This window comes from Cellulosimicrobium funkei, from assembly GCF_001019615.1.
GTDB classification, from domain to species: Bacteria; Actinomycetota; Actinomycetes; order Actinomycetales; family Cellulomonadaceae; genus Cellulosimicrobium; species Cellulosimicrobium cellulans_E.
Map to the genome: position 1 here is coordinate 1 of NZ_JNBQ01000024.1, position 20,937 is coordinate 20,937.

24 protein-coding genes and 1 tRNA gene are annotated in these 20,937 nt (G+C 74.0%); 17 read left to right on the forward strand and 8 right to left on the reverse strand.

The window, feature by feature from the left end; genetic code table 11:
* The 9 genes from FB00_RS22400 to FB00_RS14760 all read left to right on the forward strand — a co-directional run.
* A partial coding sequence (locus FB00_RS22400) for a PUA domain-containing protein (protein ID WP_047233690.1) occupies window positions 1-194 on the forward strand: 194 nt, incomplete at its 5' end.
* A 53-nt stretch (window positions 195-247) separates the two neighbouring features.
* Window positions 248-1,594 carry a glutamate-5-semialdehyde dehydrogenase gene (locus FB00_RS14730; RefSeq protein ID WP_047233691.1) on the forward strand — a complete coding sequence of 449 codons (1,347 nt, stop codon included), beginning with the start codon at window positions 248-250 and terminating at the stop codon, window positions 1,592-1,594.
* 191 nt (window positions 1,595-1,785) lie between these two features.
* Window positions 1,786-1,941: a hypothetical protein gene (locus FB00_RS22405; protein WP_021483496.1), complete on the forward strand. Its 156-nt coding sequence runs from the start codon at window positions 1,786-1,788 to the stop codon at window positions 1,939-1,941.
* Window positions 1,942-1,984: 43 nt separating this feature from the next.
* Window positions 1,985-2,590: a nicotinate-nucleotide adenylyltransferase gene (gene nadD / locus FB00_RS14735; protein WP_047233692.1), complete on the forward strand. Its 606-nt coding sequence runs from the start codon at window positions 1,985-1,987 to the stop codon at window positions 2,588-2,590.
* Window positions 2,583-3,692: a hypothetical protein gene (locus FB00_RS14740; protein ID WP_156186424.1), complete on the forward strand. Its 1,110-nt coding sequence runs from the start codon at window positions 2,583-2,585 to the stop codon at window positions 3,690-3,692. The genes nadD and FB00_RS14740 overlap by 8 nt, the downstream gene beginning before the upstream one ends.
* A gap of 25 nt (window positions 3,693-3,717) precedes the next feature.
* A complete protein-coding gene (rsfS, locus tag FB00_RS14745) occupies window positions 3,718-4,164 on the forward strand; it encodes a ribosome silencing factor (RefSeq protein ID WP_047233694.1) in 447 nt (148 codons plus the stop codon).
* The gene (locus tag FB00_RS14750) at window positions 4,161-4,841 is read left to right on the forward strand and encodes a histidine phosphatase family protein (RefSeq protein ID WP_047233695.1); all 681 of its coding nucleotides are present in this window, start codon (window positions 4,161-4,163) and stop codon (window positions 4,839-4,841) included. Before rsfS ends, FB00_RS14750 begins: the two co-directional genes overlap by 4 nt.
* Before the next feature lie 79 nt (window positions 4,842-4,920).
* Window positions 4,921-4,993 (forward strand) — tRNA-Ala (locus FB00_RS14755).
* 184 nt (window positions 4,994-5,177) lie between these two features.
* On the forward strand, window positions 5,178-6,536 hold the full coding sequence (locus tag FB00_RS14760) for a hypothetical protein (RefSeq protein WP_047233696.1): 1,359 nt from the start codon (window positions 5,178-5,180) through the stop codon (window positions 6,534-6,536).
* 16 nt (window positions 6,537-6,552) lie between these two features.
* Here the strand turns inward: FB00_RS14760 and FB00_RS21240 are convergent, their stop codons facing one another.
* On the reverse strand, window positions 6,553-7,533 hold the full coding sequence (locus tag FB00_RS21240; RefSeq protein ID WP_156186425.1) for an SH3 domain-containing protein: 981 nt from the start codon (window positions 7,531-7,533) through the stop codon (window positions 6,553-6,555).
* Between the two features lie 171 nt (window positions 7,534-7,704).
* Here FB00_RS21240 and FB00_RS14770 point away from each other — a divergent pair, with 171 nt between their 5' ends.
* Window positions 7,705-8,550 carry an aldo/keto reductase gene (locus tag FB00_RS14770; protein ID WP_047233697.1) on the forward strand — a complete coding sequence of 282 codons (846 nt, stop codon included), beginning with the start codon at window positions 7,705-7,707 and terminating at the stop codon, window positions 8,548-8,550.
* 94 nt (window positions 8,551-8,644) lie between these two features.
* Here FB00_RS14770 and FB00_RS14775 read toward each other — a convergent pair whose 3' ends face one another.
* The 3 genes from FB00_RS14775 to FB00_RS14785 form a co-directional block, all read right to left on the reverse strand.
* Window positions 8,645-9,094 (reverse strand): hypothetical protein, encoded by a 450-nt coding sequence (locus FB00_RS14775; RefSeq protein WP_047233698.1) that lies wholly within the window; start codon window positions 9,092-9,094, stop codon window positions 8,645-8,647.
* 79 nt (window positions 9,095-9,173) lie between these two features.
* Entirely contained in the window at window positions 9,174-10,106 is a 933-nt protein-coding gene (locus FB00_RS14780; protein ID WP_047233699.1) for an aldo/keto reductase, read from the reverse strand.
* Between the two features lie 43 nt (window positions 10,107-10,149).
* Window positions 10,150-11,010 (reverse strand): aldo/keto reductase, encoded by an 861-nt coding sequence (locus FB00_RS14785; protein WP_047233700.1) that lies wholly within the window; start codon window positions 11,008-11,010, stop codon window positions 10,150-10,152.
* A 164-nt stretch (window positions 11,011-11,174) separates the two neighbouring features.
* On the opposite strand from FB00_RS14785, the gene FB00_RS14790 reads away from it, so the two are divergent.
* The 5 genes from FB00_RS14790 (at window position 11,175) to FB00_RS14810 (ending at window position 15,284) form a co-directional block, all read left to right on the forward strand.
* Complete coding sequence (locus FB00_RS14790) at window positions 11,175-12,128, forward strand: LysR family transcriptional regulator (RefSeq protein ID WP_082141357.1); 954 nt, start codon at window positions 11,175-11,177, stop codon at window positions 12,126-12,128.
* Window positions 12,125-13,405, forward strand: coding sequence for an MFS transporter (locus FB00_RS14795; RefSeq protein ID WP_047233701.1), 1,281 nt, complete (start codon window positions 12,125-12,127; stop codon window positions 13,403-13,405). The genes FB00_RS14790 and FB00_RS14795 overlap by 4 nt, the downstream gene beginning before the upstream one ends.
* Before the next feature lie 9 nt (window positions 13,406-13,414).
* Window positions 13,415-13,666, forward strand: a complete 252-nt coding sequence (locus tag FB00_RS14800) for a hypothetical protein (protein ID WP_047233702.1) — start codon at window positions 13,415-13,417, stop codon at window positions 13,664-13,666.
* Window positions 13,667-13,773: 107 nt separating this feature from the next.
* Window positions 13,774-14,367, forward strand: a complete 594-nt coding sequence (locus tag FB00_RS14805) for a carboxymuconolactone decarboxylase family protein (protein ID WP_047233703.1) — start codon at window positions 13,774-13,776, stop codon at window positions 14,365-14,367.
* On the forward strand, window positions 14,364-15,284 hold the full coding sequence (locus tag FB00_RS14810; protein WP_082141358.1) for an RNA polymerase sigma-70 factor: 921 nt from the start codon (window positions 14,364-14,366) through the stop codon (window positions 15,282-15,284). The genes FB00_RS14805 and FB00_RS14810 overlap by 4 nt, the downstream gene beginning before the upstream one ends.
* Here FB00_RS14810 and FB00_RS14815 read toward each other — a convergent pair.
* The gene (locus FB00_RS14815) at window positions 15,271-15,489 is read right to left on the reverse strand and encodes an SCO4848 family membrane protein (protein ID WP_047233704.1); all 219 of its coding nucleotides are present in this window, start codon (window positions 15,487-15,489) and stop codon (window positions 15,271-15,273) included. The genes FB00_RS14810 and FB00_RS14815 overlap by 14 nt on opposite strands.
* Window positions 15,490-15,659: 170 nt before the next feature.
* Here FB00_RS14815 and FB00_RS14820 point away from each other — a divergent pair, with 170 nt between their 5' ends.
* On the forward strand, window positions 15,660-16,490 hold the full coding sequence (locus FB00_RS14820; protein WP_047233705.1) for a siderophore-interacting protein: 831 nt from the start codon (window positions 15,660-15,662) through the stop codon (window positions 16,488-16,490).
* 36 nt (window positions 16,491-16,526) lie between these two features.
* On the opposite strand, the gene FB00_RS14825 is transcribed toward FB00_RS14820, so the two are convergent.
* The gene (locus FB00_RS14825; RefSeq protein WP_047233706.1) at window positions 16,527-17,636 is read right to left on the reverse strand and encodes a fatty acid desaturase family protein; all 1,110 of its coding nucleotides are present in this window, start codon (window positions 17,634-17,636) and stop codon (window positions 16,527-16,529) included.
* A 154-nt stretch (window positions 17,637-17,790) separates the two neighbouring features.
* Window positions 17,791-18,744, reverse strand: coding sequence for a helix-turn-helix domain-containing protein (locus tag FB00_RS14830; protein WP_047233707.1), 954 nt, complete (start codon window positions 18,742-18,744; stop codon window positions 17,791-17,793).
* Window positions 18,745-18,834: 90 nt separating this feature from the next.
* Between FB00_RS14830 and FB00_RS14835 the strand changes: the two genes are divergently transcribed.
* Window positions 18,835-19,233: a hypothetical protein gene (locus tag FB00_RS14835; protein ID WP_047233708.1), complete on the forward strand. Its 399-nt coding sequence runs from the start codon at window positions 18,835-18,837 to the stop codon at window positions 19,231-19,233.
* Window positions 19,234-19,317: 84 nt separating this feature from the next.
* On the opposite strand, the gene mqo is transcribed toward FB00_RS14835, so the two are convergent.
* Window positions 19,318-20,838 carry a malate dehydrogenase (quinone) gene (mqo, locus tag FB00_RS14840; RefSeq protein ID WP_052877706.1) on the reverse strand — a complete coding sequence of 507 codons (1,521 nt, stop codon included), beginning with the start codon at window positions 20,836-20,838 and terminating at the stop codon, window positions 19,318-19,320.
* Window positions 20,839-20,937: the final 99 nt, after the last annotated feature.

The window sequence follows — 20,937 nt, forward strand, 5'->3', positions numbered from 1 at the left end:
CCGGGGACCCGGTCGAGCTCGTGACGTCGGACGGGCGCGTGGTCGCCCGCGGGCTCGTCGCGTTCGAGTCCCGCGACATCCCCGACCTCCTGGGCCGGTCCACCGCCGAGCTGCGCGCCGAGCTGGGCGAGGGCTACGACCGCGAGGTCGTGCACCGCGACGACCTCGTCCTCGTCCGCAAGCGAGCGCGCTGACCGGTCGTCGGACGGCGCCCCCGGCGCACGGTCGACCGACGTAGGCTCGGTCCATGACCACCACCGAGGACGCGCCCGTCGTCGCGGGCGCCGCCGAGCCCCAGCCCGCAGGTCACGCCGCAGCGGGTGCCACGACCGACGTCGCGACCGCCGTCGAGGACGTCGCGCGCCGCGCCAAGGTCGCCTCGCGCACGCTGGCCACGGCCACGCGCGCGACCAAGGACGCCGCCCTCCTCGCGCTCGCCGACGCGCTCGTCGCGGCGACGGACGAGATCGTGGCCGCGAACGCCGTCGACCTCGAGCGCGAACGCACGAACGGGATGAGCGAGGGCCTGCTCGACCGCCTCGCGCTCGACGGCCCGCGCATCGCCGCGATCGCCGACGCGCTGCGCGCCCTCGCGGGTCTGCCGGACCCGGTCGGAGAGGTCGTGCGTGGCTCGACGCTGCCGAACGGGCTGCGCCTGCGCCAGCTGCGCGTGCCCATGGGCGTCGTCGGCATGATCTACGAGGCGCGGCCCAACGTCACCGTCGACGCCGCGGGGCTCGCGCTGAAGAGCGGCAACGCCGTGATCCTGCGCGGCGGGTCGGCGGCGGCGAGCTCCAACGAGGTGATCGTGGGCGTGCTCTCTCGCGCGCTCGAGGCGCAGGGCCTGCCGGGCGACCTCGTGCAGTCGATCGACCGTCACGGGCGGCCGGGCGCCGTCGCGCTCATGCACGCGCGCGGGCTCGTCGACGTGCTCGTGCCGCGCGGCGGGGCCGACCTCATCCGCACGGTGGTCCGCGAGTCGACCGTCCCCGTCATCGAGACCGGCGTCGGCAACGTCCACGTGTACGTCGACGCGAGCGCGGACCGGGCCATGGCGCTCGAGATCCTGCTCAACGCCAAGACGCAGCGCGTGGGCGTGTGCAACGCCGCGGAGACGCTCCTGGTCCACGCGGACGCCGCACAGGACTTCCTGCCCGCCGCCCTCGCCGCGCTCACCGCGGCGGGCGTCGTGGTGCACGGCGACGACCGCACGGCCGGTCTCGCGCCCGAGGGCACCGAGGTGCTCGCGGCCACCGACGAGGACTGGGCGACCGAGTACCTCGCGCCCGAGATCGCGGTGCGCGTCGTCGACGACCTCGACGCCGCGATCGAGCACGTGCGCACGTGGACGTCCGGGCACACCGAGGCGATCGTCACGCGCGACCTCGCGTCCTCGGAGCGGTTCGTCGCCGAGCTCGACTCGGCCGCGATCATGGTCAACGCCTCGACGCGGTTCACCGACGGCGGCCAGTTCGGCCTCGGCGCGGAGATCGGCATCTCGACGCAGAAGCTCCACGCGCGCGGCCCGATGGGCCTGGCCGAGCTGACGACGACGAAATGGGTCGTGCACGGCGACGGTCACGTTCGTCCGTGACGAGCGGTTCGTCGGCAAGTACCTGATACCTGCCGGACCAGGCCGCCGGGCGGTCGTGAGAGACTGGTCGGCGACCGGAGCCCGTCCGGTCCGCCGTCGGGCCGGTCCCGGCGGGCGTACCGATCCACCGCACCACCCCGGACCGCGGCACGACACCGTCCGCCCCGGGGACGACCTTCGAGGAGGACGTCGTGATCTCTGCCGTCGTGCTGGCCGCCGAGGAAGGCGCCGAGGCCGCGTCGCACCTGCCCATCCCGCCGCTCGCCTACGGGCTGCTCGGGTTCGGCGGGCTCGTGGCCCTGCTGCTCGTGACCTACGCGTTCCGCAGCGTCGGCACGCGGCACTGACCGGTAGCGAACGACGGAAGCGCCCGCGACCGATGACGCCCCGATGAGCCCCCGCCGTCCCCGCCTGGGGGTGATGGGTGGCACGTTCGACCCCATCCACCACGGCCACCTCGTCGCGGCGAGCGAGGCCGCGGCGCGGTTCGACCTCGACGAGGTCGTGTTCGTCCCCACGGGCAAGCCGTCGTTCAAGCAGCACCAGAGCGTCAGCCCGGCCGAGCACCGGTACCTCATGACGGTCATCGCGACCGCCTCGAACCCGCGGTTCACGGTGAGCCGGGTCGACGTCGACCGGCCGGGACTGACCTTCACGGTCGACACGCTGCGCGACCTGCGGGCCGCGCGTCCGGACGCGGAGCTGTTCTTCATCACGGGTGCGGACGCGATCGAGCAGATCCTGACCTGGAAGGATGCCGACGAGCTGTGGAAGATGGCACACTTCGTGGCTGTCTCCCGCCCGGGCCACAGCCTGAGCGTCGAGGGTCTGCCGCCGGGCGTGGTCACCATGCTCGAGGTCCCGGCCCTCGCCATCTCGTCGACGGACTGCCGTCGGCGTGCGGAGGCGGGCCAGCCGGTGTGGTACCTGGTTCCGGACGGCGTGGTCCAGTACATCGCCAAGCACGGTTTGTATCGAGGTCAGCACGATGAGTGACAACGGCAGCAACATGCAGCCCGTCCGCCCCCTCACGCGGCGCGAGATGCGCGAGCGCGAGCAGGCGGCCGCGGCCGAGCGGTCCGCGCAGCCCGGCACGCCTCCACCCGCGCCGGCGCCCGGTGCCGGTGGGTGGCAGCAGCCCGCCCCGGCGCGGCCCGCTGCTCCGGCGACACCGCCGCCGTCGCGCCGCACCCTGCGCGAGACGACCGGTCCGACGGACTATCCGTCGCAGCCGTCCGTCGTCCGCCCGCCGGCCGCCTCGGGCGGCATGCGCGGTCTCGACGAGACGGGTCGCCTCACCCCGGTGCAGGAGACCGCGGAGCGCGTCGCGATCCGCCCGCCGGCCCCGACCCCCGTCGTGCCGACGCGCACGAGCTCTCGCCCCCCGGCGGGCACGCCGCGGCCCACCGTGCCGGGCGCTACCGGCCCCGTCCGACCCCCGACGCCGTCCGCCCCCGTGGGCGGGTTCGGTTCCGCGCCGGTGGGCCGGGTCGGAGCGCCCGAGGCGCCGCCCGCCCAGCCGCAGCGGCTGTCGGCCTTCTCGGCCCCGGCCGCGGGACCTGCCGCGCCTCCCGCCACGCCTGCTCCGGCACCCGCCCCGTCGCCGTGGGGAGCGACCGCGGCGCCCGCGCCCGAGCGCACGCCCGCTGCCGCGCGGCCGGCGGCTCCGCCCGCGGCGGCCCCGCCCGCCGAGACTCCCGGGGCCGCGCTCCCGTGGTCGGCGATCACGTCGGGCTCGGCGCCTGAGCCGGCGAGCGCGGGTCGCGAGCCCGCCTCGCCCTTCGGCGGCGTGCGCGAGCAGCCGGCCGCGGCGCCCGCCGCCGCGAGCGGCCCGTCCGACGACCTCTTCCCCCGTGTGCGCGCCCGCGCGGACGAGCTCGACGACGAGGCGGACGACGACCTCGACGACGAGCCGCGCGGCCCCTCGTACACGTGGCTGCACTACCTCATCCTCGTGGCCGTGGCGTTCGTCCTCGGCCTGCTCGTGTGGACGCTCGTCTCGCGCGACGACCCGGGCCTCGCCACCGAGGACACGAGCGCGTCGGCGACCGCCGTGTCGACGTGGGACGACCCCGGCACCCTCGACACCGGCCGCTGAGCGGCCGCACCACGAACGGAGACACGTGACTGCCACCGAACGAGCCGTAGAGCTCGCCGTCATCGCGGCGCGGGCGGCGTCCGACCGCAAGGCCGAGGAGATCATCGCGCTCGACGTGAGCGAGCAGCTCGTCCTCACGGACGTGTTCCTCATCGCCTCCGGGTCGAGCGAGCGCCAGGTCTCGGCGATCGTCGACGCGGTCGAGGAGGCGATGTACAAGGCGGGCTCCAAGCCGATCCGACGTGAGGGCAAGCAGGAGGCCCGCTGGGTCCTCATCGACTTCGGCGACGTCGTCGTGCACGTGCAGCACTCCGAGGACCGCGTCTACTACGCGCTCGAGCGCCTGTGGAAGGACTGCCCCGTCGTCGAGCTCCCCGAGGACGCGCGCGGCGGCGACGGCACGGCCGACGACGCCGACGACACGACCCGCGGCGACGGCGCCATCCGCCTCTCGGGGGAGCCCCTGGCGTGACCGCCGGCACGCTCGTCCTCCTGCGCCACGGCCGCACGGCGTACAACGCCGCGATGCGCCTGCAGGGCCAGGTCGACATCCCGCTCGACGGCGTCGGGCAGTGGCAGGCCGAGCACGGCGCGAAGGCGCTCGCCAGCGCGCACCGCGCGACGCGCGTCGTCGCGTCCGACCTCGTGCGCGCCGCCGACACCGCTCGCGCGTACGCCGGTGCGATCGGCGCGGACGTCCAGCTCGACCCTCGGCTGCGCGAGCGCGGCTTCGGGGAGTGGGAGGGGCTCACGGGCCCGGAGATCGCGGACCGCTGGCCCGAGGAGTACGCGGCGTGGCGCCGGGGCGAGGAGCCCACGCGCGCGGGCGCCGAGACCAAGGCCGCCGTCGCCGCGCGCCTCGTGGAGGCCGTCACCGAGCACGTCGAGTCCCTCGAGAAGGACGACACGCTCGTCGTCGTGTCCCACGGCGCCGCGATCACGCTCGCCGTCACCGCGCTGCTCGGGCTGGACCCGGAGGGCTGGCGCGGGATCTCCGGGCTGCACAACGTCCACTGGTCCCACCTGCACCGTTCCGCACCCGCCGCGACGCCCGGGTGGCGCCTCGTGGCGCACAACGTCGGTGCCGGGTTCCCCCTCGACGAGTGGAACGCGGGACCGGATTGGAATCTGGAGCCGGTTTCTGCGTAGACTAGCGACGCTCCGCAGGACGGGAAACCGGCCGGGGGAGTGTTCATCCAGTGTTTGACCAGGATCTTCGCAGATCCACGGGGCTGTGGCGCAGCTGGTAGCGCACCTGCATGGCATGCAGGGGGTCAGGGGTTCGAGTCCCCTCAGCTCCACCGGATCGAAGCGGGGCGTCGTTCATCGGCGCCCCGCTTTCGTCGTCTCTGCGCTGCGTCGGGTCGTGGCTCTCGCTCTCCTGCTCGGCGCGCCTCGGCGGCCGTGAGGGCTGGCCGGTAGGGTCGGCCCCGCCCGTCCTGCCGTCCGGCGGCCGGGCGGTCTCGACGGGAAGCGGAGGCGCGCATGCCGGGTTCGACAGGCGTCCTCGCCGTGGTGGCGGACGCGATCGGCGCAGCACGCGCCGAGCAGGTGCTGACCCGGTTCGACCGGTACTCGAACCAGCCGAACGCCATCAAGGGGGCCGTGCGCCTCCCGAGTGACCCCGCCTTGGAACGAGCCGCGCTGCGGGTGTTCGACGACCCGGACCTCGGGGCGCTCGCCGGTCTCGACGCGTCGAGCCTCGCCGAGGCGCTCGATGCGCGGACGCTCTGGGCGCTCCTCGCGTTGGCGGCCCGGGCGGACGTGACCGTCCTCGACCGGCTCCCGGCCGACACGGCAGAGCGGGGCGCTCCGAAGATCGCGACGATCCGCCGGGCGGCCGCGAAGCACGCGGCGGCGCTGGGGTCCGCGCCTGCCTCGCCTGCTGCGTCCGCCTCGGCTGAGGCTCCTGGCTCGTCGCCTGCGCCCGCAGGGAACGACGTCCCGGCGCTCCCCGAGAAGGTGGCGCAGGTGGCGTCGTGGCTCGCGGTGCACCCTGGCGCGGACCCCCGGTGGTTCGCGGCACGCCCGGGGCAGCGGGCGGCCGAGCGGCGGGTGGCCTTCCGGGCGCTGGGGAGCATCGGGACCCCCGCGGCGCTCGACGTGCTCGCCGGGTACGCGCGCGACGGCTATCCCGACGTCGAGCTGGCGGAGCTGCACCGCGCGTGGGGGAGGTTCGACCGGCGGGCGTTCGCCGCGACGATGTTCCGCCCGGAAGACACCATGCTCCAGCTCGGTGCGTGCTCCACGCTCGAGGGGATCGGCGCCGTGCAGGGGCTCACGGGGCTCGGCGTGATCCTCACCGAGCGCGCCGACCTCGCGCCCCTGGCGGAGTGCACCGCGCTCCGGCGGCTGCACGTGAACGTCGCCTGTGCCGCCGGCGTCACGGGCGTCGAGGCGCTGTCACAGCTGCCCGGGCTCACCGAGCTGCACCTGCTCGGCACGACCCGGGGTGCCGACCTCACCGCGCTGCGAGGCACCGCCGTCGAGCGGCTGTCGCTGAGCCTCGACGGCGCAGACGGCGCGTTCCTCTCGCGGCTGCCGCACCTGAGGTCGCTCAAGCTCTCCGGCGGGTCGGCTCCTGAGGACTCCGGGTACGACGGCGAGGACGGTACCGTTCCGCTGCCCGCGCACCCCGGGCTCGTCGACGTCGTGCTGCGGCTGCTCGCCGACGGCGTCCAGGTGGTCGTGCTCCGCCACGAGCGCTCGTGGGTGTCGCGGCTGACGGCAGCAGTCCCGTCCGACGTCTTCGTGGTCGAGCGCAGCGGCTACGTGGGCCTGACCCGGGACGGGTCGGACGTGGAAGGTCTCGGCAGGAGGCTGTTCTCGAACGTCGTGCCGTGACGGGTGGCGGCGGAACCTAGGACGTGCTGACGTGCACGTGGTCGAAGTGGTTGGCGGTCGTGCCGCCGCGGTCCTCCATGCCGGACCACGCGCTCGCGGGGTCTCCAGCCATCCAGATCTGCTGCTGGTAGATGAGGTACGTGATCCCCAGCGCCCCGGCGTTGGCCTGGAGGTAGCGGGCGATCTCCCAGCCCGTCTCGCCCGTGATCATGATGTCCAGGGCGCGGCCGGTGCCGTGGTCGCCGCTGTCGCCCGGGCGGATCCCGCCGTAGGAGGTCACCTGCGGGAAGATCGCGCACACCGCACGGTAGACCGCGCGGGCGTTGGACTGGAGCGACGACTCGATCCCGGAGCTCACCGAGCAGGCGGCGTCGGAGATGCCGCTCGCGCTCGACCCGCCGCCGCTCGCGGCGGTCGCCGCCGGCGCCTCGGGCTGGGAGTCCGCGAGGAAGCTCGACTTGATCCAGGCCGCGGCCCCGTCCCAGACGACCTGGCTCCACTCGCCCTCGGTGGCGCCGGTGACGTCGACGGCGGTGGCGAACGCGGCGGTCGCGACGCGCCCGGCGTCGGCCGACGGCCCGGTGCGGACGTTGACGGCGTCGGTGGTCCAGAGCTGACCGGTGGCGACGGGGACGACCGGGGCCGGCGGTGCCACCTCGGCGGCAGGGACCACCGTGATCTTCGCCGCGGTCTCGACGACCGGGGACTCCTGGGTCGCCGCCGGGGGAGCGACGCGCTCGGCGGAGCGGCTGGCGGCGCCGGTGCCGCGGTCGACCGTCGTCCCGGACGCCGGCTCGACGCTCAGCGGTGCGAGATCCGGGTTCCCCTCGGCGGGCTGGGGGCCCGCGCCGACGACGCCTGCGCCGAGCAGCCCCACGAGCGCGAGCGCCGGGAGCTTGAGGGCACGCGCCGGGAGCGCGGGGAACGACGGCAGGGCAGGGAGCCGGAGGGAGCGCGCGGGCGCTGCGGGTGCGGCGCTGTGGCGGCCTCGGGACATGGTGCGCTCCGGTTCGTTCGTGATCAGGACCGCGCCCATGTAACCAAACCGTGATCTACAAAGTCCAGCCCGGATCTCGCCGTGCAGGTCAGGGACTCATGAGCGCGAGCGCTGAGTCGCATGCCCGGCAGTCGTTGGACGCCTGGACGGCCGGTTCCTAGGCTGGAGGGCATGACCGCTCCCTCTGTCCCGACCGTGACGCTCAACTCCGGTCACACCATCCCCCAGCTCGGCTTCGGCGTCTTCCTCGTCCCGCCGGACGAGGCGGAGAAGGCCGTGAGCGAGGCCCTCGAGGTCGGCTACCGCCACATCGACACGGCCGCGATCTACCGCAACGAGGAGGGCGTCGGCGCCGCGATCGCGAAGAGCGGCGTCCCGCGCGACGAGCTCTTCGTCACGACCAAGCTGTGGAACGACCGTCAGTCCGGCGAGCAGCCGCACGACGCGATCCGCGAGAGCCTGGACAAGCTCGGCCTCGAGTTCGTCGACCTCTACCTCACGCACTGGCCGGCGCCCGCCCAGGACCAGTACACGAACGCGTGGGCCAAGCTCGTCGAGATCCGCGACGCCGGCCTGGCGCGCTCGATCGGCGTCTCGAACCACCTGCCCGAGCACCTCGACCGGATCGTCGCGGACACGGGCGTGGTCCCCGCCGTCGACCAGATCGAGCTGCACCCGGCCTACCAGCAGCGCGACGTGCTCGCGTGGGCCGACGCGAACGGCATGAAGATCGAGGCGTGGGGCCCGCTCGGCCAGGGCAAGTACCCGCTGTTCGAGCGGCAGGCCGTCGTCGACGCCGCGGCCGCCCACGGCGTGACGCCCGCCCAGGCGGTCCTGCGCTGGCACCTGCAGCGCGGTTTCATCGTGTTCCCCAAGTCGTCGCGCAAGGAGCGCATGGCGGAGAACTTCGACCTCTTCGGGTTCGAGCTCACGGCCGACGAGGTCGCGGCGATCGACGCCCTCGACACGGGCGACGGCTCGGGCCGCGTGAGCGCGCACCCGTCCGAGGTCAACTGACCCCGTCTCCCGGGGCCTCCACGGGCACTCGCAGCACGACGAGGGGCGCCGTCCGGAAGGACGGCGCCCCTCGTCGTGCGCGGGGGAGACCCGGTCAGCCGCAGTCGTCGCAGATGCCCGTCGCGGGCAGCACCGTGAAGCACGTGGGGCACACGGCCGGCGGCTTCTCGGGCTCGGACGCACGCGGCGTCGTCGTGCGCCGCGGGGCGCGGGGCGCGGTCGCGGCCTTCGCCGCGGTCCGACGCGCGGGTGCCGGCGCTGCGGGCGCCGCGCCCGGCACGTCGAAGCCGCGCTTGCGCAGCAGGTCCGCGACGCTCACGGGGCTGTTGCGGAACTCCTCGGCCGTCGCGACGCGGCCGGTCGCGTACCGGTGCGCGACGCCGAGGATCGCCTGGGCGTCGTACGCGCGGTCCTCGTGGAGGAGGGGGGTGCCGGGGGCGGCGGTGAACCCGTAGACCCCGAGGAACGCGTCCCGGCCCCGGTCGTCCCAGTCCGCGATCGCCTGGAGGATGTGCTGCCGGGTCACTGCCGAGAAGGTTGCCACGGCACGAGCCTAGACCGCCCCGCAGGGCGGCCCGGACGGCCGGTGCGTGACCTCCGACACCAGCGTCCGGGCACGCGCGTCAGGGGACGGTGTAACCAGCGGCGCGGAACAGCTCGTACCACTCCGCGCGCGTGAGCGGCACCTCCGAGCCGAGGGCCGCGCCCGCCACGCGCTCGGGGCTCGTCGTGCCGAGCACGACCTGCATCCGTGCCGGGTGCCGCGTGATCCAGGCGGTCGCGATCGCGATGGGCGGGACGTCGTAGCGGGCGGCGAGACGGTCGATCACGGCGTTGAGCTCGGGGTACTTCTCCGAGCCCAGGAAGACGCCGGTGAAGAACCCCGCCTGGAACGGCGACCACGCCTGGACCGTGATGTCGTGCAGGCGGCAGTAGTCGAGGATCCCGCTGTCGCGGCTGATCGACTGGTCCAGGCCCTGCATGTTCGACGCGACCCCCTGCGCGACGATCGGCGCGTGCGTGATCGAGAGCTGGAGCTGGTTCGCGACGATCGGCTGCTCGACGTACCGGCGCAGCAGCTCGATCTGGCCCGGCGTGTGGTTCGAGACCCCGAACGCGCGCACCTTGCCCGCGGCGTGCAGGTCGGCGAACGCGCGCGCGACCTCCTCGGGCTCGACGAGGGCGTCGGGGCGGTGCAGCAGCAGGATGTCGAGGTAGTCGGTGCGCAGGGCCTCGAGCGAGCCCTCGACGGACGCGACGAGGTGCTCGTACGAGAAGTCGAAGTACGGGCCCTCGGGCACGATGCCGGCCTTGGACTGGATGACCCACTCCGCGCGCTCGGCGAGGGAGAGGTCGAGCGCCTCGGCGAAGCGACGCTCGCAGCCGTGGAGCTCGGAGCCGTACACGTCGGCGTGGTCGAGGAACGTGATGCCGGCGTCCCGTGCGGTGCGCACGAGGGTGCGGACCTCGTCGTCGGTCTTGTCCTGGATGCGCATCAGGCCGAGCACGACGTCCGGCACGACCAGGTCGGTGCCGGGCAGGGTGAAGGTCTTCATCGGTGGAGCTCCTTCGCGGGGGTGGGGAGGGTTCCGGCGGTCGTCACGCGGCGGAGAGCCGCGCGACCTCTTCCGGGGTCAGGACGAGGTCTGCGGCGGCGGCGGAGTCACGGATCGACTCCGGCCGCGAGGCGCCGGGGATGGGGATCACGACGGGTGCGAGCGCGAGCTCCCACGCGAGCGTGACCTGGTAGACGCTCACGCCGTGCGCGTCGGCGACGTCCTGGAACACGGCGTGGCGCGCGCCGAGCTCGGCGGCGTTCGCGATCCCGCCGAGCGGGCTCCACGGCAGGAACGCGACGCCGAGCGCCGCGCAGTGCTCGAGCTCGCCCTGGCTGGAGCGGAAGCGCGGCGAGAACTGGTTCTGCACGGACGCGAGCCTGCCGCCCAGGAGGTCGTGCGCGAGGTCGATCTGCCCGACGTCCGCGTTCGAGATCCCGGCCTGCTGGATCACGCCCTCGTCGAGCAGCTCGACGAGCGCGCCGACCGAGTCGGTGTAGGGGACCTCGGGGTCGGGGCGGTGGAACTGGTACAGCCCGATCGCGTCGACGCCGAGCCGGCGCGCCGACTCCTTGGCGGCGCGCTTGAGGTAGGCAGGGTCTCCGTTCCGGGTCCAGGTGCCGTCGCCAGGTCGCAGATGGCCGCCCTTGGTCGCGACGAGGACGTCGGAGGTGTCGCTGCCGTACGAACGGAGGGCACGGGCGATCAGCTCCTCGTTGTGCCCGACCTCGTCGGCGTGCAGGTGGTAGGCGTCGGCCGTGTCGATCAGCGTGACGCCGGCGTCGAGCGCGGCGTGGACCGTCGCGACGGACCGGGCCTCGTCCGGTCGGCCCTCGATCGACATCGGCATGCCGCCGAGACCGATCGCGGAGACCGTCCGGGATCCGAGAGTGCGCTGCTGCATGGGGGACTTCCTCACGGTTCAGGGGTAGGAAGGGTCGTCGCCCGCCTGCGAGGGCGGAGCGCCGGGCAGTGCGAGACGACGGACCGGGACTGCTCGAGCGTAGGAAGCGATAATCTAGAAGTCCAACAACTAGTAGTTGTCAAATAGAGAAGTGCGAGTGGTCAATGGATCTTCGGCAGATGGAGTACCTCGTCGCGCTCGCGGACGAGCGCCAGTTCACCCGCGCGGCGCAGCTCGTCGGCGTCTCCCAGTCGGGCCTGTCCGCCGCGGTCCGCAGCCTCGAGGAGGAGCTCGGCGCGAGCCTGTTCACGCGCACGACGCGCCGCGTCGAGCCCACCGAGGCGGGCCTGGCGCTGCTGCCGCACGCACGCTCCATGCTCGCGCAGGCGGCCGCCGGTCGCGACGCGGTCGTCCGCGCGACGCGCGCGCTGTCCGGCTCGCTGCGCGTGGGATCGGAGCAGTGCCTCGGGGTCCTCGACGTCACCACGCTGCTCGAGCGCTTCCACCGCCGCTACCCCCAGGTGGAGATCCACTTCGCGCAGGCCGGCTCGCACGACCTCCTCGCGCGCGTGCGCGAGGGCGACCTGGACGTCGCGTTCGTCGCCACCACCGAGCACCTGGGATCGCTGTCGCAGACCGTGCTGGGCAGCGAGCCGCTCGTGCTCGTATGCGCGCCCGAGCACCCGCTCGCCACGCGCGGCCGGGTGGACTGGGCCGACCTCTCCGGCCAGGAGTTCGTCGACTTCGACCCGTCGTGGGGCGCGCGTCCCGTCAACGACGCCACGTGCGCCGCGCACGGCGTGCACCGCCGCGTGCGGTGCTCGGTCAACGACGTGCACACGCTCCTCGAGCTCGTCGACCGGGGCCTCGGGATCGCGCTCGTCCCGCGCCACGTCGCGGCGAAGCCTCAGGCGGAGCGCCTCGTCACGCTCGCGCTGCCCGAGGCCGGCGCGCCCAGCTGGGTCGTCTCCGTCGTGACCGGGCGCTGGGACAGCGGGGCCTCCGCGGCGCCCCAGCTCCTCGAGCTCCTCGCCGACGCGCCCGCGTGCCGTGGCGTCGAGGTCACGCGACCCGACGGCGAGCGGTCGGGCGTCGAGGTCGCGGCGGAGGTGCGGTGACCGCCCCCGCGGGCACCGACGCGCCGCTCTTCCCCCTGCGCAGCGTCGTCCTCGGCGCGTTCGTCCCGACGCTCGTCCTCGAGATCGGCATCGGGGCGATGCTGCCCGTCGTCGCGGTCACCGCGACCGGACGCGGGGCGAGCCTCACCGTCGCGGGGCTCGTCGCCGCGCTCGTCCCGATCGGCAAGATCCTGTTCGACCTCCCGGCCGGGGCGCTCGCGCAGCGGATCGGCGACCGGGCGGCCATGCTGCTCGCGGGCGGCGTCGCCGTCGTCGCGTTCGCGACGATCGCGCTCAGCCCGAACCTCGGGGGACTGGCTGCTGGCGTCCTCGCCCTCGGTGCGTCGACCGCCGTCTTCAACCTCGCCCGTCAGGCCTACCTCACCGAGATCACCCCGCCGCTGCGGCGGGCGCGCGTCCTGTCCACGCTCGCGGGCGTGCACCGCATCGGGCTGTTCCTCGGTCCGTTCGCGGGGGCGGCCGTCATCGCGGCGACGGACGTGCGCGGCGCCTACTGGCTCGGCGCCGTGGCCGCGCTGGCGGCGGTGGCGGTCCTCGCCGTCGTGCGCCCGGAGCCGGCGGCCCAGGACGGGCCGGGCCGCGTACGGACACGCGGCCCCGCGGCAGGACCGCGGGTGACCATCGCCGGCGTGGCGCGCGAGCACCGGCGCCTCTTCGCGACGCTCGGCGTCGCGATCCTCCTCGTGAGCGCCGTGCGCGGGGCGCGCCAGACCGTCATCCCGCTCTGGGGCGAGCACCTCGGGCTGGACGCGGAGGTGACGTCGCTGATCTTCGGCGTCTCCGGCGCGCTCGACATGCTGCTGTTCTACCCGGCGGGCAAGGTCATGGACCGGTTCGGACGGCTGTGGGTGGCCGTGCCCTCGATGCTCACCATGGCCGCCGGGCTCGCGCTCCTGCCCTTCGCCCACACGGTGGGCGCGGTGACCGTCGTCGCGGCACTGCTCGGGGTCGGCAACGGGATGGGGTCGGGCATCGTCATGACGCTGGGGGCCGACGTCGCACCCGCAGAGGTGCGCCCGACCTTCCTCAGCGTGTGGCGCCTCTTCCAGGACACGGGCGACGCGCTCGGGCCCCTCGTGCTCTCGGCGGGGGCAGCACTGGGGTCGCTCGCGGCGGGGCTCTGGGCGACGTCGGTGCTCGGCGCGGGGTCCGCGGCGGCCCTCGCGCGCTGGGTGCCCCGGTACTCGCCGCTCGCGAACCTCGTGCGGCCGCGCGCCGGGCAAAAGGCCGTGCGCGTCCCGTCCGACGCGCCCTAGCGTGGCGGGATGGCGAGCGACGGCACCGATCCCGGCCCGTTCCCCGACCCGTTCGACCACCAGGTGACCCAGGACGGTCGCGTCCGGGTCGCGCGCGGCGGGCGCGTCGTCGTCACCGTCGCCGGGACGGCGGCCGACCGGCTCGTCGTGGCCCTGGAACGGGCAGAGGCGCGCGACGACGAGGGCGAGGTCCAGCTCCTGCTCGCCAGGGCGACGGGGAACTACCGACGCGGCAACGAGAAGCGCGCCCACCGGCCGTGACGCAGGTCACGCGCGGGCATGTCACGCGCGGCCCGCGGCGGGCGTCTGGATGGTCGACCTCGCGCACGACCGGCGCGCACCGCGCCGGCTGACGGAAGGAGACCCTCGTGGCCCGCATCTCGCTCGACCCGCCCCGGACCCTGCTCAACCGCACGCTCGCCGCGCTCTCGCGGCGGCGGTACGGCGCCGTGCTCGAGCCGCTCGCCGCCGTCGGGCACAACCCGCGCGTCGCGACGACGTACGGCGTCCTCGAGGCGGGCGTCGCGCGCTGGCGGACGCTCGACCCGACGCTCTCGGCGCTCGCGGTCATGGCCTCCGCGGTGCAGATCGGCTGCTCGTGGTGCGTCGACTTCGGCTACTGGGAGTCGGAGCACGGCGACGTCGACCCCGGCAAGCTCCACGACGTGCCCGCGTGGCGCGAGAGCGACGCGTACAGCGCCGTCGAGCGGCGCGTGCTCGAGTACGCCGAGGCGGCGACCGCGACCCCGCCGACGGTGACGGACGAGCTCGCGGCCGCGCTGGTCGACGACCTGGGCGAGCCCGCGTTCGTCGAGCTCACGGCCCTGGTCGCGCTGGAGAACCTGCGCAGCCGGATCAACGCGGCCCTCGGACTGTCCAGCCAGGGCTTCAGCGACCGGTGCGAGGTCCCGCTCGGCGGGGGGCTGCGCGCGGCAGGCACGGCTGGCAGGCTGGCCGGGTGAGCGAGAGCGCCGGGTCCCCGCCGCCGGACGGCGCCGCGGGGCCCCGCGGTCCCGGTGCGGCCCTCGCGCCGTTCACGACGCACCGTCGCCTGCTCTTCACGGTCGCGTACGAGATGACGGGCTCCGCCGCGGACGCCGAGGACGTGGTCCAGGAGGCCTGGCTGCGCTGGTCGTCGGCGGACCGGTCCGGCGTCCTGGACCCGCGCGCCTACCTCGTGCGCGTCACGACACGGCTCGCGCTCGACCGGCTGCGCACGCTGCGGACGCGGCGCGAGACGTACGTGGGGTCGTGGCTGCCCGACCCGCTCCTCACGACGCCGGACGCCGCGCTGCAGGTCGAGCGCGCGGAGGACGTGTCGATGGCGCTGCTCGTCGTGCTGGAGACGCTGAGCCCGCTCGAGCGTGCCGTGTTCGTGCTGCGCGAGGTGTTCGACGTCCCCTACGACGAGATCGCGGACGGCCTCGACCGCTCGCCCGAGGCCGTGCGCCAGACCGTGCACCGCGCGCGCGAGCACGTACGGGCGCGGCGCCCGCGGTTCACCCCGCCCGACGACGCGCAGCGCGCGGCGGTCGAGCGGTTCATGGCCGCGTGCGCGACGGGAGACACGACCGCGCTCGTCGAGATCCTCGCGCCGGACGTCGTCGTGGTGAGCGACGGCGGCGGCAAGGCGCGCGCGGCCCTGCGGCCCGTGACGGGTGCGGACAAGGTGGCGCGGATGCTCGTGGGTCTCTCGGCGAAGCCCGAGACGACGGCGATGGCCTTCGAGCCCGCGCTCGTGAACGGCGCTCTGGGCGGCGTGTGGACCGTCGGCGGGGAGCCCGCGATGGCCGCGACCGTCGAGTACGACGGCGAGCGCGTCGTGCGCGTCCTGCTCTTCCGCAACCCGGAGCGGCTGGCCGGGCTCAGACGAGCGTGAGGACGCCCAGCACGCCGACCGCCAGGGCCAGCACGAGCGAGACCGCGATGAGCGCGACGTGCACCGTGAGGAAGCGCGTCGCGCGCCCGTCGGCGTCACGTGCGCGCGGGTCCTTGGCGATGCGCTGGAGGAACCGCGGCCAGATGAGCAGGTTCCACGCGGCGGTGACGAGCAGGACGACGGACCAGGCGACGGGGAGCTCCACGCACCGAGCATGACACCGGTCTGCGACGTCCCGGGACGGAGGAGCGCGCACCGGGTGTGGGATCGACCACATCGACGCCGGGTGTCAGGTGAGGCTAGCCTTGCCTCGGTTCCGTGATCGCGGGGCCGTCGTCCGCCCGGCACGCCGGGCCGCACCCCGAGGAGCCACCGGTGGCCACCTTCAAGACGGTCAAGCCCGCCGACGCTCACGTCGTCACGCTGAGCGTCGTCGGGAGCAAGCGGGTGAGCCCCCACGTCGTGCGGGTCACGCTCGGTGGCGACGACATGGAGCTCTTCACGCCGATGGGCTTCGACCAGTGGTTCCGGCTCTTCCTGGCCCGCGACGACCAGGACTCCCTCCGGCTGCCGACGCGCACCTCGGGCCTGTGGTACGTCCAGTACCTCGCGACGCCCAAGGCGCGCCGGCCCTGGGTCCGCAACTACACGGTGCGCGCCGCGCGGCCCGACCTGCGCGAGATCGACGTCGACTTCGTCGTCCACGGCGACGCCGGCCCCGCGTCGTCGTTCGCGCTGTCCGCGCAGCCGGGGGACCGCGTCGGCCTGCTCGACCAGGGGGTCGGCTACAACCCGCGCGTCCCGCACGACTGGACGCTCGTCGTCGCCGACGAGACCGGGCTGCCGGCCGTCGCGGGGATCTGCGAGTCGCTGCCCGACGACGCGCGCGGCCTCGCGATCGTCGAGATCCCCGAGGCGGCGGACGCGCAGGACTTCCGCGTGCCGGCGGGTGTCGAGCTCCGCTGGGTCGTGCGCGAGGGCGCGGCGCCCGCGGGCACCGACCCGCACGAGCTCCTGCCCGGCGCGCTGGCGCTCGAGGCCGTGCGGTCGGCCGACCTGCCGTCCGGGCCCGTCTACGCGTACGCGGTGGGGGAGTCGACGCTCGCGACCGGGGTGCGCCGCCACCTCGTCAACGACCGCGGCGTGCCCAAGACGCACGTCGACTTCGTCGGGTACTGGCGGCACGGTCACGCAGCGTCCGCCTGACCGGACGGCGCGGCCCCGGCGGGTCCCGCGCGGCCGTCAGACCTTGCGGAGCTGGCGGAACATCGGGCAGTCGAACGGGTCGCGCGCGGAGAGCCCGACGCGGTTGAGGTACCGGACGACGATGCCGTAGGACTGCACGAGGCTCGTCTCCGTGTAGGGCAGGCCGAGGTTCGCGCAGTGCTCGCGCACGATCTCGCGCGCCCGCGCGAGGTGGGGCCGCGGCATGCTCGGGAACAGGTGGTGCTCGATCTGGAAGTTGAGCCCGCCCATGAGGATGTTCATCCACCAGCCGCCGCGGATGTTGCGCGACGTGAGGACCTGCTTCGAGAGGAAGTCGATCTTCGTGTTCTCGGGGATGATCGCCATGCCCTTGTGGTTCGGCGCGAACGACGCGCCCATGTAGACGCCGAACACCGCGAGCTGCACGCCGAGGAACGCGAAGGCCATGCCGAGCGGCAGGAACCAGAAGATCGCGCCGACGTAGAGCGACAGGCGCAGCGTGAGGATCACGAGCTCGAGGACCCGGGCCCGGAGGTTGCCTCGCGCCCGGCCGCCCGCGAGGAGCGAGCGGTACGCCTGGACGTGCAGGTTGAGACCCTCGAGTGTGAGCAGCGGGAAGAAGAGCCAGCCCTGGTAGCGGTTGATCACGGAGCGGAAGCCCTTCGCCGCGGCGGCGTCGTCGTCGAGGAAGACGACGACGTCCGGGGCGATGTCCGGGTCCTTGCCGCGCTGGTTGGGGTTCGCGTGGTGGCGTGTGTGCTTGTTCATCCACCACGAGTGGCTGATCCCCACGACGCCGTTCGCGAGGATGCGGCCCAGGCGGTCGTTCGCCGGGCCGGACGCGAAGACCTGGCGGTGGGACGCCTCGTGGGCGACGAACGCGAACTGCGTGAAGATCAGGCCGAGCGCCCCGGCGATCAGGAGCTGGAACCACGAGTCGCCGAGGAGGACGAACCCGGCGACGGCGCCGCCGAGCGCGAGCGTCAGGACGGCGAGGGTCCAGAGGTAGTAGCCGTGCGTGCGGTGGAGCAGTCCGGCGTCGCGCACCGTGCGCGACAGCGCGCTATAGGTGCTGGTGACGGCGCCCGGCTCGTCGGTGCGGGGGCGGGTGGCCCGGAAGCCCGGGCGCACTGCGGCAGAGGTCATGTGCGGCCTCGCAGGGTGTCGGTGTCGACTTCCCAGCCGCGGAGGTGAGCGGGTGCTCGTGGTGCAGATCACCCCACCCTACGGGACCGTAGGTTGCGCGCGCGAGCGCGGCACGTGAAGAACTCGCGCAGGAGCCTCGGGGGCCGCGTCGTCGTCAGGCGGCGAAGCGGAACGTCTGGCGGTACTCCGTCGGCGTGATGCCGACCGCGCGCCGGAAGTGGTGGCGCAGGAGCGCCGCCGACCCGAACCCGCAGCGCCGCGCGACCTCCTCGAGGTCCAGCGTCGACTCCTCGAGCAGGGACTGCGCGTGCCCCACGCGCTGCGACGTGAGCCACGCGAGCGGCGTCGTGCCCGTCTGGGCGACGAACGAGCGCGCGAACGTGCGCTCCGACGTGTGGGCGCGCCGAGCCAGGTCCCGCACCGTGAGCGGTTCGTCGAGGTGCTCGGTCATCCACTCCAGCAGCTCGGCGAACGAGTCCTCCTCGCACTCGGGGACCGGGCGCTCGATGAACTGTCGCTGTCCGCCGTCGCGCTGGGGCGGCACGACCATGCGCCGCGCGATCGTGTTCGCGACCTTCGCCCCGAGCTCGCGCCGCACGAGGTGCAGGCACGCGTCGATCCCGGCGGCGGTCCCGGCGCTCGTGACGAGGTTGCCGTCGTCGACGAACAGCACGTCCGGGTCGATGTCCAGGCTCGGGTACCGGCGGCGCAGCTCGTCGGCGTGCATCCAGTGGGTCGTGACGCGTCGCCCCTCGATCACGCCGGCCGCGGCGAGGAGGAAGACCCCTGAGCACACGCTGAGCAGCAGCGCGCCGCGCGCGGACGCGCGCCGGACCGCGTCCAGCACCTCGGGCGGGTAGTGCGAGCCGATGCGGATCGCCGGGACGATGAGGAGGTCGACGTCGTCCGTGGCGTCGAGCCCGTGGTCGGGGACGACCTGCGCGCCGACCGACGTGTGCACGGGCCGCCCGGCGACCGGTCCGCACACGCGGAAGTCGAACGACGGGACGCCGTCCTCGCTCCGGTCGAGGCCGAAGACCTCGCACACGACGCCGAACTCGAACGGGGCCAGGCCGTCGCACACGACGGCCGCGACGGAGCGCACCATGCACGGCACGCTACGCCTTTGGCGGGATCTTGTCGAGAGGTGTCGGTCCTGCCACTCGTCGCCCGCCACGTGCGACGACAGGGTGGAGGCATGGACATCTTCTGGGGTGTGGTGGTTCTTCTCCTCGTCGTCGGCCCGACCGCCGCGGCGCTCGCGGTGCGGCGCGCGGACCCCGCGCGGCCGTGGTTCCCCGCGGGGTCCGACGGCGCGTGGCCGGGCGGTGGCGCGTGGGGTGACCGGTCGGTCCACGGCGAGCGCTGGGACCGCGACGCGCAGCGGCTCGACGCCGACCTGCGGGCAGCGGCCTCGCGCCCGGACCTGCAGGGCGGTCGTGTCGACCCGCACGAGGTCGCGACCGAGCTCGTGCTGCGGCGTGTCGTCCCCAATCCCGCCGTGCGGGACGGCGTCCGCGGGCTCCCGCCGGCTCCCGCGACGCACGCCGAGCCGGCACCGGCGCGCGCGGGGCGGCGCGTGCGGCTCCCGCGCTGACCGTCGCGGCCGGGCGCGGGACGCACGACGGCCCGGACCTCGTGGAGGTCCGGGCCGTCGCGGGGGAGGGGCGTCAGATCGTGGTCAGGCGCGCGAGCCGACGGCGTCGACGTCCGCGCCGCCCGTGAGCTGGTCGAGGCCCTCGAGCTCCTCGGCCTCCCACGGCGCCTGGCCGAGGCTCGGGATCATCGTCGCGAGCTCGGGGCGCCACTTGGTGAAGCGGGCGGGGAAGCAGCGCTCGAGCAGGTCGATCATCGCGGGGACCGCGGTCGACGCGCCCGGAGAGGCGCCGAGCAGGCCCGCGATGGAGCCGTCGCCCGCGGCGATGACCTCGGTGCCGAACTCGAGGACGCCCTTGCCGTCCTTGTCCTTCTTGATGACCTGGACGCGCTGGCCCGCGGTGATGGTCTCCCAGTCCTTCGGGTGCGCCGTCGGCATGAAGCCCTGGAGCGCCGTGAACTTGGTCTCCGGGCTCGCGAGGAGCTGGCCGACCAGGTACTGGGTGAGATCGAGGTTCTTCAGGCCCGCGCCGACCATCGAGCCGAGGTTGTGCAGGCGCAGCGACGTGAACAGCCCGAGGTACTTGCCCTTCTTGAGGTACTTGGGGCTGAACCCGGCGTACGGGCCGAACATCAGGTACGTCTTGCCCTCGACGACCCGCGTGTCCAGGTGCGGGACGGACATGGGCGGGGAGCCGACGTCGGCCTTGCCGTACACCTTGGCCTGGTGCTGCGCGACGAGCTCGGGGCTGTCGGTGCGCAGGAACTCGCCGCTGATGGGGAAGCCGCCGTAGCCCTTGGCCTCGGGGATGCCCGCGGCCTGGAGCAGCGGCAGGGCACCGCCGCCCGCGCCGACGAACACGAACCGGGCCTCGACGGTCGAGCGGCGCTTCGGGGCGTTCCACGAGCGGTCCTTGACCGTCAGGCGCCAGCGGCCGTCCTTCGTCTTCTTGAGGTTCTTCACCTCGTGCTCGAGGAAGAGCTGCGTGCCCTGGGAGACGAGGTAGTCGACGAGCTGCTGCGTGAGGGCGCCGAAGTCGACGTCCGTGCCGCTCGTCGCGCGCGTCGCCGCGACCGGCTCGTCGCCGTCGCGCTCCGCGACGAGGAGCGGCGCCCACTCGGCGATCACGGCGGGGTCGTCGCTGAACTCGAGCTCGCTGAACAGCGGGTGCTGGCCCAGCGTCTCGAACCGGCGGCGCAGGTAGTCGACGTTCTCCGCGCCGCGCACGAACGTCATGTGCGGCGTGCGGGAGATGAAGCTCGCGGGCTGCGGGAGCGCGCCCGTCGTGAGCAGGTGGTGCCAGAACTCGCGCGACACCTCGAACTGCTCGTTGATCTTCACCGCCTTGGTGATGTCGATCGAGCCGTCCGCCTTCTCCGGCGTGTAGTTCAGCTCGCACAGGGCGGCATGACCCGTCCCGGCGTTGTTCCACGGGTTCGACGACTCCTGCGCCACGGCGTCCAGACGCTCGTAGATGCGCACGGTCCAGGAGGGCTCCAGGACCTTGAGGAGAGCCCCCAGCGTGGCGCTCATGATGCCACCGCCTATGAGGGCTACGTCGATCTGGTCTGCGCTGCTTGCGGGGTTGCTCGCTCGACTCGACACGCTCCGATTCTACGCTTGTGAAAGAGTGCACTAACTGTGCGGTGCGTCACGGGCGTGCGTCACACTTTCCCGGGACGAACGTCCCGAGCGGCACAGGCC